The organism is Thiothrix winogradskyi (assembly GCF_021650935.1).
Classification (GTDB): Bacteria; Pseudomonadota; Gammaproteobacteria; order Thiotrichales; family Thiotrichaceae; genus Thiothrix; species Thiothrix winogradskyi.
On the sequence record NZ_CP091244.1, the window covers coordinates 3,911,410 to 3,927,153 of the forward strand.

Sequence of the window (15,744 nt, forward strand, 5' to 3'; positions counted from 1 at the left end):
AATACGCCGGGTTTTTAGAGGTTCCCAATGGTTCAGCGTGGCAGAACAATCCTACGCCAAGTTCGCATTCGCCAAAAAACTCTAACGTTTATTGCACTCAGGCTGGCGGTGACAGTACTGCCAGCAATTGCTCACATTCCCACAATACCCGTTGTGCTGCCGAATGCCAGCCACCTTGTAACAACATCTGTGGCGTTCCATTCAACAAAATACGTTCTATTTCAGCTAATACCTGATACTGAATTTCTTTGGTTTTTAATGCACCTTGCTTCCATTCATCACCTGTTTGCATCAGCAAAATAAGATCAGAAAGTGCCGCCCTACTGGATTCAAAAGACTCATTATTATCAGAGAGTAATAACGGAATCAGCAATAGATGATGATTTTTCATTCCCCATAATATGGGTTGCGCTTGTTCATCATCGCGTTCAACCGATTGAATGGTTTCCTCAATAAGTTGAGCGCTTTGCTGCCACTGCTGTGGGTGCATTATCGCCAAATTACCGATGGATGACCAAAATAAGGGTTGAGCACGTAACAACAATAAGCGATGAATCGGTAGATTTTCATCCAAGGCATCATCCAAAATGCGGGCGTACAGATGAACTCTAGCGCAGTGTATTAAAGTTGTTTCAATGTCTTGACCCCACCAGGGTTCTGCCAACCACGCTAACAATAAGGGCGAGTTATCCGCTAACGCCTGCAAACGCCGACGCGCTAATATGGCACTCGCGCCACTCTGAGTATCCGACATGAGTTTTTCGATGTCGTCACTTAAAGTTTTACGCAATACTTCGCTTACATTCACATTCATTTAACTTTTTCTTTTAAAAATAGTCGATACTTTACCAACGCTACTTTTATACAATGACTTTGTGCCAGTGGCTATTTTATTAGGTTTTTCATAACGTTTTTTAATAAAAAACCAATATTCATTACAATGTCAGTCCCCACTGGAAGTTGTCTTCATCTCCAAAATCACATTTTATGAATCCTTCTATGGATCCATCTATATATCCATGATGATCATCACCACTCCATGAATAATACCCATCTTCTGACACAGCATAAATATAAAAAAAACTATTTGTTGAGGGATGTGCATCTCCAAGTATATAAGATTTCTCTTTAGGAGAGTAACGCCACCAGTACAACGTATGCCACATTTCATCTATTCCATAATAAATAACGGCAACTTTAATAGGTTGGGAGGTTGTATTTTCTATTGTTATTGTTTTATAGTTTACACTATTATCTTCGATAAGCTCGGTCAATTCATTCAGTTCTTGTGTTAGATTATAATTTTCTAATCTCAATGAATCTATTTCTATTTTTTTTGCGGCTATTGTTGCTTTTTCCCTAGCGGTGGATTCATGTATTTTTTGTTTTAAATCAGAGTTTTCTAGTCTCAAGGATGCTAATTTCTTTTCGCCATCGGCTATTATTGATTTTTCATTAAATGCCGACTTATATAGTTTTTGTTTTAGATCAGCATTTTCTAATTCTAATAAATTTTTTCCTTCCGCAGTAAAAGCGAGTCGCTTTAGATAATCATCCAAAATCAGCTCATCACGTTTTTTTATCAAAAAATCAGTATTCATTGTTTAGTTTTTCTTACTGCCATGCTGCCAATTATTTGACAAAGCTCATTATACCCTTGGCATGGTGCGCTCCATCAAATGCCTACATTTAGCTCGCTTCCCGCGCTAAGATTTTGTGGCTGAGCCGCCCTGCTTCGCTCAACTTGACCTAGAGGAGGACAAGCCGGAAGCCAATGCTGGAGTTCCGAATGTCCGGCGGGTTGCTTCGACGGTTAGCGGAACGCACGTGCCGTGCAACGTTGTACCACGAGCCACCGCGCAACACGCGCAACACGCCGTAAATGCCGCTTTCAGCACCCTTCGGATTGCTGACAGGAAAAGAAGGATAGCCACCGTACCAATCCTGACACCATTCCCACACATTGCCATGCATTTGATACAAACCCCAAGCATTGGCTCGAAGCGATTTAACTGACCTAGTTTCCGCACAGTATAAGCCTTCTATACCATTCGCATAGGGATAATTTCCATCGTAATTTACTTCTCCCGGCGTGATATTCGCACCAAATGCAAACGGGGTATCAGTTCCGGCACGGCAAGCGTATTCCCATTCTGCTTCGGAGGGTAGACGCAACACTCCGCCCAAATCAGAATTATTCGCACGTTGTAAAAAGACCTGCACATCCTCCCAACTCACACTATCAACTGGATTTTGAAGATTTTGGGAAAAATTGGATGGATTGCTACCCATCACCGCCAACCACAAAGCTTGGGTACAAGCAGTATCTGCCATCCAAAATCCTTGTGTCAGGGTCACATCATGCTGGTTTTCATCTATATTACGTCCAAATTCTGAGATTGGCGAACCCATTAAAAAGCTCCCCGGTTTTATCCAACGGAAGCGGCTACTCACTCCTCGCAAAACCAATTCTGCATACTCCCCATACTGGTCTTTTTTAACGCTTTCACGCCATAAAAGTTTATGCTGCATACTTGGAGAATTATGCGGAATTTCTGAAAAAGAATTCTTAGTCAAGTCTTCATTATGACGTTCTAGATTAACGGTTTTATCTGCCAATAATCTCAAATAGTTATTAACAACTTTACCATCAACGGAATTACTAAGAAAATTTTCAATTGACATATTATTTATACCTTTAATTTATTGAGCACCGATTGAACTTGAGTCAGTTGCTGTTGAAGTCCTGCCAATGCTGTTTGTTTTTGTTCAGGTGCTTGTGAGAGTTGCTGGGTCAAATCATCAACTGTTTGCAAACGCTGAGCTAACATTCTATCAACGTGGTCTTGCCAAATATTAAGATGATGATTAACTAGATCGTTATTTTCGCCATGAAATTTCCTCGCACTCTTTCTTAACTCTAGTTTTTTAAACCTTAACACCATGAGTGCATGATCACTGTTTTTTTCTTGCGCAGTGAAGGCAAGCATTTTGAGGTAGTTACTCAGAATTTGTTCATCACGACTTTTCAGTAAAAAATCATCGCCCATTGGTTAATGCTCCTTTTGGAAAAATCACATCGGCAGAGGCGCTGCCCCTGCACGAGATGCTTCACCAAACGCCAACGTGCGCCTGCGCACGCCTGCATTTAGCTCGCTTCCCACGCTAAGACTTTGCTGCAGAGCCGCCCAGCTTCGCTCAACTTGACCTAGAGGAGTACAAGCCGGAAGCCTATGTGGCTGCCCCGAAAGTTCGCCGTGCCACTGGAACGGGAAGAGGAACGCACGAACTTCGCAAAGTTGTACCACGAACCACCGCGCAACACGCGGTGAGTACCACTTTCAGCACCCTTCGGATTGCTGACTGGGTTAGAACGATAGGCACCATACCAATCCTGACACCATTCCCACACATTGCCATGCATTTGATACAAACCCCAAGCATTAGCTCGAAGCGATTTAACAGACCTAGTTTCCGCACGGTATAAGCCTTTTACACCATTGGCATAGGGATAATTTCCATTGTAATTTACTTCTCCCGGCGTGATATTCTCACCAAATGCAAACGGGGTATCAGTTCCGGCACGGCAAGCGTATTCCCATTCTGCTTCAAATGGCAGACGCAACACTCCGCCCAAATCAGAATTATTCGCACGTTGTAAAAAGACCTGCACATCCTCCCAACTCACACTATCAACCGGATTTTGAAGATTTTGGGGAAACTTGGATGAATTGCTACCCATCACCGCCAGCCACAAAGCTTGGGTACAAGCAGTATCTGCCATCCAAAAGCCTTTTGTCAGGGTCACATCATGTTGGATTTCATTTATTTCACGTCCAAATTCTGAGATTGGTGAACCCATTAAAAAACTTCCCGGTTTTATCCAACGGAAGCGACTACTCACTCCTCGCAAAACCAATTCTGCATACTCCCCATATTGGTCGTTTTCAACGCTTTCAGACCATAAAAGTTTATGCTGCATACTTGGGGAATTATGCGGAATTTTTGAAAATGAATGCTTATTCAACTGTAATTTCTTAGTCAAGTCTTCATTATGAAGTTCTAGGTTAACAGTTTTATCTGCCAATAATCTCAAATAGTTATTAACAACTTTACTATCAACAGAATTACTAAGAAAACTTTCAATTGACATATTATTTATACCATTAATGTGTTGTACACCGATCGAACTTGAGTTAGTTGCTGTTGAAGTCCTGCCAATGCCATTTGTTTTTGTTCAAGTGCTTGTGAGAGTTGCCGGGTCAAATCGTCAACTATTCGCGATACACTCATTCCATCCTAAGGCTAAGATCAACCTAATACGAGTCGGAATCCATAATTAGAGTACCTCTCATCTGTCTCCTCATCACAGTGGCGCTGAGCAGAACGGGCGAGAGACGCAGGGGTAAACCACGAACCACCACGTAACACATGGTATGTGCCGCTTTCAGCACCTATCGGATCACTGACAGAGGAAGAGGGATAGTCATCGTACCAATCCTGACACCATTCCCAAACATTGCCATGCATTTGATACAAACCCCAAGCATTAGCTCGAAGCGATTTCACTGACTTAGTTTCCTCACGGTATAAACCTTGTACACCATCGACATAGGGATGATGTCCATTGTAATTTATACTTCTCGGTGTGATAGCATCAAATGCAAATGGGGTATCAGTTCCGGCACGGCAAGCGTATTCCCATTCTGCTTCAAATGGCAGACGCAATACTCCGCCCGAATCAGAATTATTCGCACGTTGCAAAAAGATCTGCACGTCCCCCCAGCTCACACTATCGACTGGATTTTCAAGATTTTGGGAAAACACAGACGGATTGCTACTCATAACCGCCAGCCATAAAGCTTGGGTACAAACAGTATCTGCCATCCAAAATCCCTCTGTCAGAGTCACACTGTGCTGGATTTCATCGTCATCACGTCCAAATTCTGAAGTTGGCGACCCCATTAGAAAACTACCCGGTGGTATCCAACGGAAACGATTGATTACATCTTCAAAAATCAAATCAACATAATCTCCAAAGTGGTCTTGCTCAATATTTCCAGACCATGAGAATGGAGTAAGACTTATTAAGTAAGCTAGTTTATAAAGCCTCAATTCATCCGAGATTATCCAGTAGGCTTGTTCTATTTTCAAATAAGAATCTTCATTTGATCTCAATGCTTCAGTCAAATCAGCATTATGCTTTTCCATCTTAGATTTTTCATCAGACAATAATTGCAATCTTTCGGATAAATCAGCATTATAGTTATCTGTCTTGATGCTTTTATCAGCTAAAAACTTCAAGTAGGTATTAATACTATTACTATCAGTCGAATTTTTAAGAGCGTTTTCAAATGACATAATGATTATCCCTTCAACATATTCAGCACAGATTGAATTGTTGTTAATTGCTGCTGAAGTTCAGCTAATGCCTTTTGTTTTTTCTCAGGGGCTTGTTGAAGCTGTTGGGTTAAATCTTCCACTGTTTGCAAACGCTGGGCTAACGTTGCATCAACGTGTTCCGTCCAATAACGTTTGCATGTAGTGCGGAGTAAATCAATCATTGGGCGAGTTTGTTGGTCAAACTGAACACCAGTTTGATTAATCAACTGCTGACGATAATGCTCAATTATTGCTTCTTGCTGCTTAATCGCATCCGCCTGTGCTTCTTGTTGTGCCATTAATGCCCGTTTTTGCAATGATTGGATACTTAACTTTAACTGCTCTTGCTCTTTAATATTTTGTGCTAATGCCCACTCACTATGATCACGTTGTTGTTGCAAATCTTCTAAGCGATGTAATTCTGCTCGCTGCTTGATTATTTGTTGATCGTATTCCTGTAATAATCGTTGTCGTTCAGCTTCAGCATTCGGGTCAATCACCTCAATCGTGCGTGTTGGTTGGTCAAAGCTTTTCCCTAATTGTTCACCCCAATAACTGAGTGACAACTTCTCTGAAAACTTGAAAAATGGTTCTAGTTCTGGCGACTTGATAACGTTGGTAACAGTGTTTACTGTATTCACTACTTTCAATACTTTAGATGTTTCTCCTAGCAGTGATGCAGCTTTAACAGCGGCCAATGGCCCTTGAATAAGAATTAACCCAATATCCAGTAAATGACCAAGACCTTTAAATATGCTTGAACTGTTCTCGTTACCTTCAATGGTTTGTAGTATACGAGGCAGTTCTTGCTTAGCAATATTAGAACGTTCAGTACGCAACTCACTGAGTTGTTGCAATGAATTGTCTACATTAATATTACCTAGCGTCCGAATGACCTCATGATCCTGTTCAGCAATTTTTTCTTTTTGCTTCAAATCATCTTGTAAAGCAGATAATTGACTTATATTGATAAAATCATCCAATTCAATAGGTTCAGGTGAAGGCAAATGCAAATTAAGTTTATTTATTTTAATATCAGAAATTTGCAATTGTCCGTAATTAGCCGATAAGGTTTTTAAACCATCAGCCGTTACTATTACCTGAGCTTTTAGTTGTTGATATGCTGAATCAGTAAATGCCTGCCAATCGTCATCTTTTGTAGCAATGGGTAATTCACACAATTTGGCTATTAATGTTTCACGATGACACTTGGCAAGCTGTTGGGCTTGCTGTTCAAGCTGGGATTGATCATCATTACTACGTGCATACAGATCACTTTTAACGTCTAATAGTGCTTGTCGTTGATCAAGTAGTGTATTATGCAATTTTTGTTGCTGTTCGGCACTATTTGCATTGCAAATTGCTTGTTCGTCGTTAATTTTCCCTAATGCATTTTTTAGTAACGGTACTAATTCAGCCTGAAAACGGTTTTCACGAATTTCACTTTTACATTGCTTAGTCTTTTGTAAAAAATCAATGATGGCATCGCGCCCATGTCCATATTTACTAGCACCGAACAGCACTAAATCCACCCCTGTCTCTTGAGCAATGAGTGCCTGCCATTCTTTTAAATCAGGTGCTTGTTCGCCTTCTTTTATAGATTCTTCAATCTTGTCCCATTGAGCCACAGTAATTGTTAAGTATTTTCCATATTGTTTGATAAGACGCAGCAATTTCAAGTCACCTTGCGTTGTGCCGCGTGGTGATAACAAATAGATAATGGCATCTGCTGCGCTAATCTGTGCATGAGTGTAATCGCTGTGGCGTTGTGATTGACTTCCTAATCCTGGTAAATCAATCAATGTTAAATCACTTAGCCATGTAGCAGGGTAGTGTAATACAGAACACAGCGCATTTTCTGGTGCAACAACAGTATAATTCAAGAATTGCTCTTGCGTAATAGGTGTAATTACGCCATTAGTGTTGATCAATTCAATCCGCAATTCAGATGCATATTCAATAAATGTAGGCAAAGCCGTCGTTTCTTCACGTGCAGTCGGCAACAGAGATTCGCCCAGTAGAGCGTTAATCAGGCTGCTTTTTCCTGTTGAGAACTCACCGACCACACAGACATTTAATGGCTTGTTGACATGAATAGTCTTCTCAGCAAGGGCTTGAACTTCAAGACGCAACTCTTCTGGAATTTGTGCTATCATCGCTTTATAGTTCATAAAATTCACCTTAGTTAGCTAACGCTGTTTGAGTAAAATCCATAACCTCACTAAGCTGTTTTTTAGCTTTACTTAACTCAAGTTTTCGCTGTTCAATTTCATCTTGCTCTCGCTTAAAAATTTCTAAAACTTCTTCACGTTTAGCTTGTTTTGCACGAAGAGGTTGCATGAATTGCTCTTCTACACAAGCAAGTAATACGTCGAGTTGGTCATCGAATAATTTCTCAATACTTTTGCTTACATTTTTTTCCAAAAAACCAATGCGATTATTTAGTTCACCCATAGTACTATTTTGTAAGGCACGCAATGTATCTGCCACTATAGCTTGTTGTTCTTTAACAATTGATGCTTCTTTTTCTTTACGCTGCTTTTCAATTTTTGCCAGTTGTTGCTCTGCCTTACGGCGCATTACTTCAGCGGTTTGACGTTGTTTACTTCTCTCTGCTTCTTCTTGCATGAGTTTCTCTAATAATTTTCCACGGTTATGCATATCATTTTTGAGCTGAGCACGTTCGGCTTGATATTCTTTGAGGTTACTATCGTCATATTGGGTGCGTTGTTCATATTTTGCATCATCCCAAATACCAGGTTCTACAACTTGTTCTCTAACTTGATAAGCATACGGCTCAGGTTGACTACCTAAGTCTCTCAATTGACGTTGAGCCATTTCATATGCAAATTGTGCTGACTTTATTCGTGGATCATCATGCGAAAGCTGAGCACTCTCTACTTCATACTTTTCCATTTCGGTTTCAAGTTTTTCCATATGGTGCTCTAATTCTATTTTCTTTTTTTGAAAAGAAATCACGTTGGACAAATCCAATTTTAAATCAATTTTTATTTCTGGTAGTTCAATATTCATACTTCCAAGAGTTTTTTTCAATCGAATATTGCGTTTCTCCATAGCAGAAACATATTCAGCTTTCAAATTATTTAATGCTAATTCAACCTGCTGTTTTTGTTGCACCCATTTCTCACTAACAGTCTGTGTAACTTGTTGAAACTTGATTTGTGCCTCTTGTGGCAATCCAATATTTTTATGTCCTGCTTCAACCTCATGCCTAATATAATTTTCGGTGAGAATTATATTTATTTCATCACGCAATCCTCGTAATGGCTGCACTAAGTTTTCATTAATTTCCTTAGTCATCACCTGTGCAACACGATGATGCTCATCTTTATGCTCACGTTCTGCTTGTTTTTTCTCTAATGTTTGACTTTTTATTTCTTGCTCCAATAAATCCAATTCACGTTTCTTTTCATCAAGTGTACGAGAATCATTTAATACATTGATTTCATCATCTAATGCTGCCGCCAAAGTGGTTTGAATATGACTAAGCTGCTTAAGAGGCTTATAAAAAACTTCTTGTTGTGCTTCACCAGAATTGCATAAGTCAGCAATACGTTGTACTAAATGGTCAATACCTGAACGTCTTTTTTGTTCATCATCCTTACTTAATGCCCATTTAGCACTCACACCCATTAGGTGCTGATCATTTGTCATCTGTGCCAATTCTGATTCGGACAAACCTTTTAAGTGTTGACGAAAGTTTTCACGTACAGTATTCAATTTTTCATCAACTCGCTCTGATTCTGGCTTGGCTTTATCATGATCATCTTCAGGCTCTAACACCTGATCCCACATATTGACGACTGTTAAAAACTTGCGGAAATTTTGCCGAACAGTAGCAGTCAAAAACTGCCATTCACGGCTATTTCCACCCAATTGTTCAACACTTTGTACCCAAATCGCAATGTGAGCACCTGCAATAGCTTTACGGGTTATTTCCTCATGATGTGCGACGACTGATTCTAACCCTGGTGTATCAATGATAACCAAACCTTTATTCAGTAGATCGTGTGCAGCAAATACATCAATACGTTGCAACTGACTCCGTGCACTTTTATTATTTTTGTCGAGTTCTGTTCCCCATTGTTTAAGAACGCCATCATTATCCCAATTTAACTCTTGATCTGGGCGCTCCTTATCAATGAAATTAAGGCGAATATATTTATCATTTTCTCGCCCGACAGGTGGAGACTGAAGAAAAGTATTAATAGCGGTGGTGGCTTCTTTAGCTGAAGGTAATAAATCAATACCAAGTAACGCATTGACTAAACGCGACTTGCCACGAGAAAACTCACCGATCACAACTATCCGCACTTTATCAGACTCCAAGCCTTGAATCAGTGGCTCAAAACGTCCATGTGCAGCTTTCAATTCTGAACTGGCATATTTTTCAAAAATATGTTGAGTTTGACGAATATAGTCAAGTACTTTTCCGATACGAGCTTCACGCTGTTCCAATGTTTGATTTAAAATATGCATACTAATCAAATCCCCTGAGATTTTTTGAAAAAATTATAATAATCTGAATATTTAGCATCGAGGTGAGAAACTGATAACAATGTTGCAACTACTTTTGCTTGGTCTTGATCATTTTTTATTGCTTCGAGTGAATCCGCGACACAATAAAAACTACTGTTCAATGCTCTCATCGCTTGACAATAACTGCCCTCAACTTGATCGTGGAAATAGTCTTGCAAATCAGTGGTACTCAATGGCAATATTTTTATCGTCAGTTCCATTTTTAATGCCAACTCATCAACTTTTTTGGTAATATCACTTAGTCGTTTTAACCAATAATTATTCCAAAAGTGTGCTAATGGATGATCATCGCCCAATGTCAATTTTGATATAACTTCTTCGGATTGTTGCCAGAAACCCACTTGTTTCCTCCAAGTGCTGTGAACTTTTGAACAACGCTCTTCCTTAGATAAACCTAATAAGCGTGTGCTGTTCATATAGGCAACAAACTGACCTTCTTTCTTAAATCCCTCAACCCAATGTCGCGCTGCCGACATCAACGCTAACGAACCCATGAGCTTAGCTTGAATAAGCCAATCTTTTTTCCAGTGCTGTAAGCGACCTGCTAAACCTAAAGGACTTATTAAAGATTTTTCTTTAGCAATCGGAAGGAATATCGCCTTCCAAAACTTTTCAATAAATAGCTTATGATTCAGCGCATCTTGTTCTTTGCCGAAATCCACACACAATACGGTCAGCTTGAAATCATCCTCAATACCCACTTCTTCAGCCAGTTGAAGTAAGCGCTCAGTAATGCGGCTAGTGATAGCTGCATGTTCACTGACATCATCACAGCGCGTAACAACAACGACTAAGTGGAAGCCGTTATAGAAAAATGCATCGCCTGTTTCAACGGCAGTGAAAATAGCACGTAAACGACTTAAATCATCTTGACTGTCAACGCCGTTGGCACGTACCACATATACCAAGCTGATGTTATCTGCACCGACCAAACCGTTAGCTAATGCATTTTCTGCAACAAAGGAATCGCCTGAGTTCCAACCCGGCATATCCTTTACTACCAAACGCTTGATACCCTCTTCTGCACTGCATAACACCATGTCACCCAATAATAGCGCCGGTTCAGGCAACTCAAGTCTTAGGCGGTATTGACTAGCATCAAACCGTCGCTGTTCACCACGCTCAGGAAAGGCAGACAACATTACCGCATCATGCTTTTCACCAACGCGAAGCAAACGTGATACTTCACCGTAAGTAATTTCCAGTGGTAATGCACTTTGCCGTTCTTGTGAGCTGATGGGCAGTAGGTCATGTGCCGCATGATGGCAACGCAACAATTCACGTATTAACCGTGACTTACCAGCAGAAAATGCACCGATGATATGTACCACCGCCATTTCATCAACTATTTTTTCTGCCATTTTATCGTTAAATAATTGAATGGCTTGCTCGACCAGTTTTGTATTTTTCCCGATATTTGCCGATTGATCTTGGGGTAACGGAAAAGACATGACGCGATACCTTTATTGTTAGTGTTTAAATATTTTACTCAATAGCCTAAATCCAACCTCCACCCCTGGATTAAATTTTTTAATTTCAATGACTTAGCATTACATGCTGAGCAAGAATCATAATAATCACCCGGCATCAACACATCGCTTATAGGGGAAATAACTTTACGCCATCCGCAGGATTCGCAGACATAGACACGTGGTTTAGGTTTGATCATGATAAACAGACTTGCCATTATTATTTTAAACATTATGATATAAATTATTTATTAATTGGTCAATCACCACCCATCAGATTGCCACTAAATCATACTGTGACTGAGAGAAGTCACATGAGCCAGCCGCCAAAGCACTGAACGCCTGTTGTGTTTACGCTATCATAAGCAATCCGTCACTTTCTCCGGTCAATCAAATGGAGGATAACAATATGTTGCTTAAACCCGACCACGACATTATCCACAGGATTGAAGTCCTGCCGGTAGCTACCACTATTTCTACTCCCAATCCATTAGCCGTATTAGCAGGTTGCTGGGAAAACGAGTTGATACGTGAACCGCAAGGAACGTCAGAACATTCAAGGATAGCCTCACCATGCTACTAACATTCTCCCGCACCGTTGACGCAATGAACGCCAAATTCGGGCAACTCGCCAACGTCCTAATCCTGCTTGCCTGCGTGGTCAGTGCAGGCAACGCCATCCTGCGTTACAGCCTCGACATCAGCGACAACTGGCCGCTGGAATTACAGTGGTACTTATTCGGTGCTGCGGTAATGCTGGGCGCATCTCACACACTGGCGCAAAACGGGCATGTGCGCGTTGACATCATTTACGGCAATGTCTCCGATCGCACCCGCTTGTATATCGACATTTTCGGTTTGCTGCTATTCCTGTTACCTGCCTGCACCCTGTTTGCTTGGCTGTCATGGAAAACGCTGTTTTTACCCTCGTGGGACATTCTGGAACATTCCAGCAATTCCGGCGGCTTACCGCGCTACCCGATCAAATTCATGTTGCCGCTCGGCTTCGGTTTACTGGTTCTGCAAGGTTTGTCAGAGCTGATAAAACGCTTTGCCGCACTAAAAGGCGACATCCAACTTGACACCCACTACGAGAAACCTGCGCAATGATTACCTTGGAAATGATGCCCTTGCTCATGTTTGCGGGGCTGGTGTTGTTCATGCTGGTCGGCTTCCCAGTGGCATTTTCACTGATGGCGGTTGGGCTATTTTTTGGCTTTATTTCGATTGAAATGGGCTTTTTCACCCTGCCGTTTTTGCAGGCCATTCCGCAGCGGATTTTTGGCAGCGTGATTGCCAACGAGTTATTGCTGGCGATACCGTTTTTCACGTTTATGGGCGCGGTACTGGAACGTAGCCGCCTTGCCGAAGACATGCTCGATTCAATGGGGCAACTGTTTGGGCGGGTACACGGTGGCTTGGGTTATTCGGTGATTCTGGTGAGCTTTGTGCTGGGGGCAATTACTGGCACTGTCGCTGCGCAAGTGATTGCAATGGCCATGATTTCCTTGCCCATTATGATGCGCTACCGCTACAACATGCGTTACACCACGGGCGTATTGGCGGCTTCAGGCACGATTGCGCAAATTGTACCGCCGTCACTGGTGTTGATCATTATGGCAGATCAGTTGAAAACGCCAACCGCGAGTGCCGATGTTGGCAGCATGTATTTAGCCGCATGGATTCCCGCCATGCTACAAATCGGCTTATTCATGGCATACACTTTTTTACTCACCCGCATTCGCCCCGATTGGTTGCCGCCGATTCCCGAAAACGAAATCACGCTAAGGGGCACTGCTCTGTTGAAGAAAGCTTTGCTCGGCATTATTCCCACGGCGGTACTGATTTTTTTGGTACTCGGTACGATTATGCTCGGTATTGCCACCCCGACCGAATCCGGTGCAATGGGGGCAATGGGCGCGGTATTGCTGGCATATTGGCGGCGCAAACAGCTCGGTGGCACGGCAGAGTGGTGGAGTTTAATCAAGCAAGCGTATAGAAATACTGCTCGGATTACCTCAATGGTCATTTTCATCCTGATCGGGGCAACCACGTTTTCAGTGGTGTTCCAAGGCGTGGATGGCGGGCATTGGGTCGAAGGCTTGTTCTCGGATTTGCCGGGGGGCTGGATTAGCTTCTTAATTAACCTGAGTTCGGGATAAGGTAAGGCGCAGCCTTTCATGGGAGAATGTGAGTAACCACACACAACATTGACCCCACCAAAGGCTGCTACTGAGATGCTAACACGGTTATTCTGTGCCATTGACGATTTTTGTCAGGACTTTCATCCCGAATGGAACAAAACGTTATTGACCCCGAAAGGCGGGCATCGTCGTCGCCACAGTGGTCTTGGCGATAGTGAAATCATGACGATTTTGGTGCATTACCACCAAGTGGGGTATCGTACTTTCAAGTGGTATTATGAGCGTCATGTCAAAGTATTTCTTAAGGGTCATTTCCCGCAACTCCCTAGTTATCAACGTTTTATTGAGTTAATGCCGCGTGTTCTTTTGCCACTAACCCTGTTTATGCAGCAACGCTGTGAAACGGGGCGAGGTATTGCCTTCATAGACTCTACCCCCTTGAAAGTCTGTGAAAATTTGCGTATTCCACGTCATCACACCTTTCGCAAAGACGCAGGGCGGGGTAAATCGTCAACAGGCTGGTTTTATGGGTTCAAACTTCATTTGGTCGTGGATGACTGCGGCAATATTTTATCGTTTGCCATTACTTCGGGTAATACCGATGACCGTAAGCCCGTTCCCACGTTGCTGAAAAAAGTGGTCGGCAAAGTCTTTGGTGATCGTGGCTACATTTCCAAGGCATTGACAGAATCGTTGGCAGAGCAAGGGGTTGAATGGATTACCTCGCTGAAGAAAAACATGAAACCCGTGGCGCGTGACACGTTCGATACACTGATGTTGCGTAAACGGAGCATCATCGAAACCATCAATGATCAGTTGAAAAATATTTCACAAATTGAGCATTCACGCCACCGTTCACTCACTAACTATATGATTAACATCATTGCTGGCTTGGTGTCATATGCCTATCAAGATAAAAAACCAGCACTGGATTTAAAAACATCAGCATTGGTTGTGATCTAAATTGAGGGATGGCTTATCCCGAACTCAGGTTAATTATCGTCAATCTGTTTATTTTCTTTTTGGCATTCTTCCTCGATTTCTTTGAAATTGTATTTATCCTCGTGCCATTGCTTGCCCCTGTTGCCCAGAAAATCCTTACCCCGGTATTGATGACAATGGGCTTTAGTGAACCTGCCGCTGCCACCGCTGCGCTGGTGTGGTTTGGGATTATTTTGAGTGTGAATATCCAAACTTCGTTTATGCACCCACCGTTTGGATTCGCGCTGTTTTACTTGCGCGGGGTTGCGCCCAAAGAAGTGAAAAGCAGCGATATTTACTGGGGTGCAGTGCCGTGGGTCGGTTTGCAAATGATCATGACGGTCATTGTGATGTTCTCACCGGGGCTAGTGACAACGTTCTTGGATAAGGGCAAAGCACCGGTTGAACACAGTCAGGAAATCAATTTCCAGATGGAAAGCAACCAACCAGCGGTTAGCTCAGGTAGCGGGGAAATCCAGTTCAATTTGGATGGGCAAGCTCCGGCACAAACGCCAGAGCCAGCCAAAAAGGATAGTAACGAGCTGAATTTCCAGTTGGATAAATAGAGAAGGCGGGTGGGATTGTAGGGGCGGTTCATGAACCGCCCCTACGGTATAATTATTCACCGAGCAAAGGGACGGGGGACACGATCATCCCGTCCTCATCCGAGTACAGGTATTGACCGGGGGTGAACGTCACATCGTGGAAACGCACCACTTCGTTACGCAAACCTACGCCACGCTTGACGCTTTTCAGCGGCAATGTGCCAAGAGCTTTTACACCGATGTCCATTTGACCAATATCCACGGAATCGCGGATCAGACCGTAAACGACAATGCCGTTCCAGCCGTTTTTCACCGCTTTTTCAGCGAGCATATCGCCCAGCAGGGCGCAACGGGTAGAACCACCGCCATCAACCACCAGCACTTTGCCCTTGCCATCTTCGGCAACCAGCTCACGTACCAGTGAGTTATCTTCGTAAATCTTAATAGTGACGATTTCGCCAGAGAATTTGGGACGACCACCGTAGTTGTTGAAACCCGGTTGTACCACTTGCAGTGGCTTGTCTTCGTTGTCGTCGAGCAGGTCGGCTGTTTTGAATGTCATGGGGAAGTCTCTCAAGAGGGGAAATCCCCTCACCCCCCAACCCCCTCTCCCAGAGGTAGAGGGGGAGCAAGAGGGAGAGATTATCTTAAGCCCCTCTACCT

The 15,744-nt window shown here is 42.6% G+C and carries 14 protein-coding genes; 4 read left to right on the plus strand and 10 right to left on the minus strand.

The features are described from left to right. Positions 1–97 precede the first annotated feature (97 nt). The 9 genes from L2Y54_RS19380 to L2Y54_RS19420 form a co-directional block, all read right to left on the minus strand. Positions 98–814: a hypothetical protein gene (locus tag L2Y54_RS19380; RefSeq protein ID WP_236498336.1), complete on the minus strand. Its 717-nt coding sequence runs from the start codon at positions 812–814 to the stop codon at positions 98–100. Positions 815–935: 121 nt separating this feature from the next. Then, positions 936–1,601: a DUF1036 domain-containing protein gene (locus L2Y54_RS19385; protein ID WP_236498338.1), complete on the minus strand. Its 666-nt coding sequence runs from the start codon at positions 1,599–1,601 to the stop codon at positions 936–938. A gap of 148 nt (positions 1,602–1,749) precedes the next feature. Next, positions 1,750–2,685, minus strand: a complete 936-nt coding sequence (locus L2Y54_RS19390; protein ID WP_236498340.1) for a formylglycine-generating enzyme family protein — start codon at positions 2,683–2,685, stop codon at positions 1,750–1,752. 5 nt (positions 2,686–2,690) lie between these two features. Continuing rightward, entirely contained in the window at positions 2,691–3,050 is a 360-nt protein-coding gene (locus L2Y54_RS19395) for a hypothetical protein (RefSeq protein WP_236498342.1), read from the minus strand. A 158-nt stretch (positions 3,051–3,208) separates the two neighbouring features. Then, positions 3,209–4,153, minus strand: a complete 945-nt coding sequence (locus L2Y54_RS19400) for a formylglycine-generating enzyme family protein (protein ID WP_236498343.1) — start codon at positions 4,151–4,153, stop codon at positions 3,209–3,211. Positions 4,154–4,311: 158 nt separating this feature from the next. Continuing rightward, positions 4,312–5,361 carry a formylglycine-generating enzyme family protein gene (locus L2Y54_RS19405; RefSeq protein ID WP_236498344.1) on the minus strand — a complete coding sequence of 350 codons (1,050 nt, stop codon included), beginning with the start codon at positions 5,359–5,361 and terminating at the stop codon, positions 4,312–4,314. A 5-nt stretch (positions 5,362–5,366) separates the two neighbouring features. Continuing rightward, positions 5,367–7,553 (minus strand): dynamin family protein, encoded by a 2,187-nt coding sequence (locus L2Y54_RS19410; protein ID WP_236498345.1) that lies wholly within the window; start codon positions 7,551–7,553, stop codon positions 5,367–5,369. A gap of 10 nt (positions 7,554–7,563) precedes the next feature. After that, positions 7,564–9,882: a dynamin family protein gene (locus tag L2Y54_RS19415; protein WP_236498347.1), complete on the minus strand. Its 2,319-nt coding sequence runs from the start codon at positions 9,880–9,882 to the stop codon at positions 7,564–7,566. 5 nt (positions 9,883–9,887) lie between these two features. Continuing rightward, positions 9,888–11,393, minus strand: coding sequence for a hypothetical protein (locus tag L2Y54_RS19420; protein WP_236498349.1), 1,506 nt, complete (start codon positions 11,391–11,393; stop codon positions 9,888–9,890). Between the two features lie 591 nt (positions 11,394–11,984). On the opposite strand from L2Y54_RS19420, the gene L2Y54_RS19425 reads away from it, so the two are divergent. The 4 genes from L2Y54_RS19425 to L2Y54_RS19440 all read left to right on the plus strand — a co-directional run bounded on the left by L2Y54_RS19425 (position 11,985) and on the right by L2Y54_RS19440 (position 15,102). Then, a complete protein-coding gene (locus L2Y54_RS19425; RefSeq protein WP_236498351.1) occupies positions 11,985–12,521 on the plus strand; it encodes a TRAP transporter small permease subunit in 537 nt (178 codons plus the stop codon). Further along, entirely contained in the window at positions 12,518–13,573 is a 1,056-nt protein-coding gene (locus L2Y54_RS19430; RefSeq protein WP_236498353.1) for a TRAP transporter large permease, read from the plus strand. Before L2Y54_RS19425 ends, L2Y54_RS19430 begins: the two co-directional genes overlap by 4 nt. 75 nt (positions 13,574–13,648) lie before the next feature. Beyond that, the gene (locus L2Y54_RS19435; RefSeq protein ID WP_236496529.1) at positions 13,649–14,518 is read left to right on the plus strand and encodes an IS982 family transposase; all 870 of its coding nucleotides are present in this window, start codon (positions 13,649–13,651) and stop codon (positions 14,516–14,518) included. An 8-nt stretch (positions 14,519–14,526) separates the two neighbouring features. Next, positions 14,527–15,102 carry a TRAP transporter large permease subunit gene (locus L2Y54_RS19440; RefSeq protein WP_236498354.1) on the plus strand — a complete coding sequence of 192 codons (576 nt, stop codon included), beginning with the start codon at positions 14,527–14,529 and terminating at the stop codon, positions 15,100–15,102. A gap of 52 nt (positions 15,103–15,154) precedes the next feature. Here L2Y54_RS19440 and rraA read toward each other — a convergent pair whose 3' ends face one another. Then, positions 15,155–15,643 carry a ribonuclease E activity regulator RraA gene (gene rraA / locus L2Y54_RS19445; protein WP_236498356.1) on the minus strand — a complete coding sequence of 163 codons (489 nt, stop codon included), beginning with the start codon at positions 15,641–15,643 and terminating at the stop codon, positions 15,155–15,157. Between the last annotated feature and the right edge of the window lie 101 nt (positions 15,644–15,744).

Coding starts and splice junctions, on each gene's coding strand:
- L2Y54_RS19380 (WP_236498336.1), bottom strand. CDS start 814: ATGAATGTGAATGTAAGCGAAGTATTGCGTAAAACTTTAAGTGACGAC.
- L2Y54_RS19385 (WP_236498338.1), bottom strand. CDS start 1,601: ATGAATACTGATTTTTTGATAAAAAAACGTGATGAGCTGATTTTGGAT.
- L2Y54_RS19390 (WP_236498340.1), bottom strand. CDS start 2,685: ATGTCAATTGAAAATTTTCTTAGTAATTCCGTTGATGGTAAAGTTGTT.
- L2Y54_RS19395 (WP_236498342.1), bottom strand. CDS start 3,050: ATGGGCGATGATTTTTTACTGAAAAGTCGTGATGAACAAATTCTGAGT.
- L2Y54_RS19400 (WP_236498343.1), bottom strand. CDS start 4,153: ATGTCAATTGAAAGTTTTCTTAGTAATTCTGTTGATAGTAAAGTTGTT.
- L2Y54_RS19405 (WP_236498344.1), bottom strand. CDS start 5,361: ATGTCATTTGAAAACGCTCTTAAAAATTCGACTGATAGTAATAGTATT.
- L2Y54_RS19410 (WP_236498345.1), bottom strand. CDS start 7,553: ATGAACTATAAAGCGATGATAGCACAAATTCCAGAAGAGTTGCGTCTT.
- L2Y54_RS19415 (WP_236498347.1), bottom strand. CDS start 9,882: ATGCATATTTTAAATCAAACATTGGAACAGCGTGAAGCTCGTATCGGA.
- L2Y54_RS19420 (WP_236498349.1), bottom strand. CDS start 11,393: ATGTCTTTTCCGTTACCCCAAGATCAATCGGCAAATATCGGGAAAAAT.
- L2Y54_RS19425 (WP_236498351.1), top strand. CDS start 11,985: ATGCTACTAACATTCTCCCGCACCGTTGACGCAATGAACGCCAAATTC.
- L2Y54_RS19430 (WP_236498353.1), top strand. CDS start 12,518: ATGATTACCTTGGAAATGATGCCCTTGCTCATGTTTGCGGGGCTGGTG.
- L2Y54_RS19435 (WP_236496529.1), top strand. CDS start 13,649: ATGCTAACACGGTTATTCTGTGCCATTGACGATTTTTGTCAGGACTTT.
- L2Y54_RS19440 (WP_236498354.1), top strand. CDS start 14,527: ATGGCTTATCCCGAACTCAGGTTAATTATCGTCAATCTGTTTATTTTC.
- rraA (WP_236498356.1), bottom strand. CDS start 15,643: ATGACATTCAAAACAGCCGACCTGCTCGACGACAACGAAGACAAGCCA.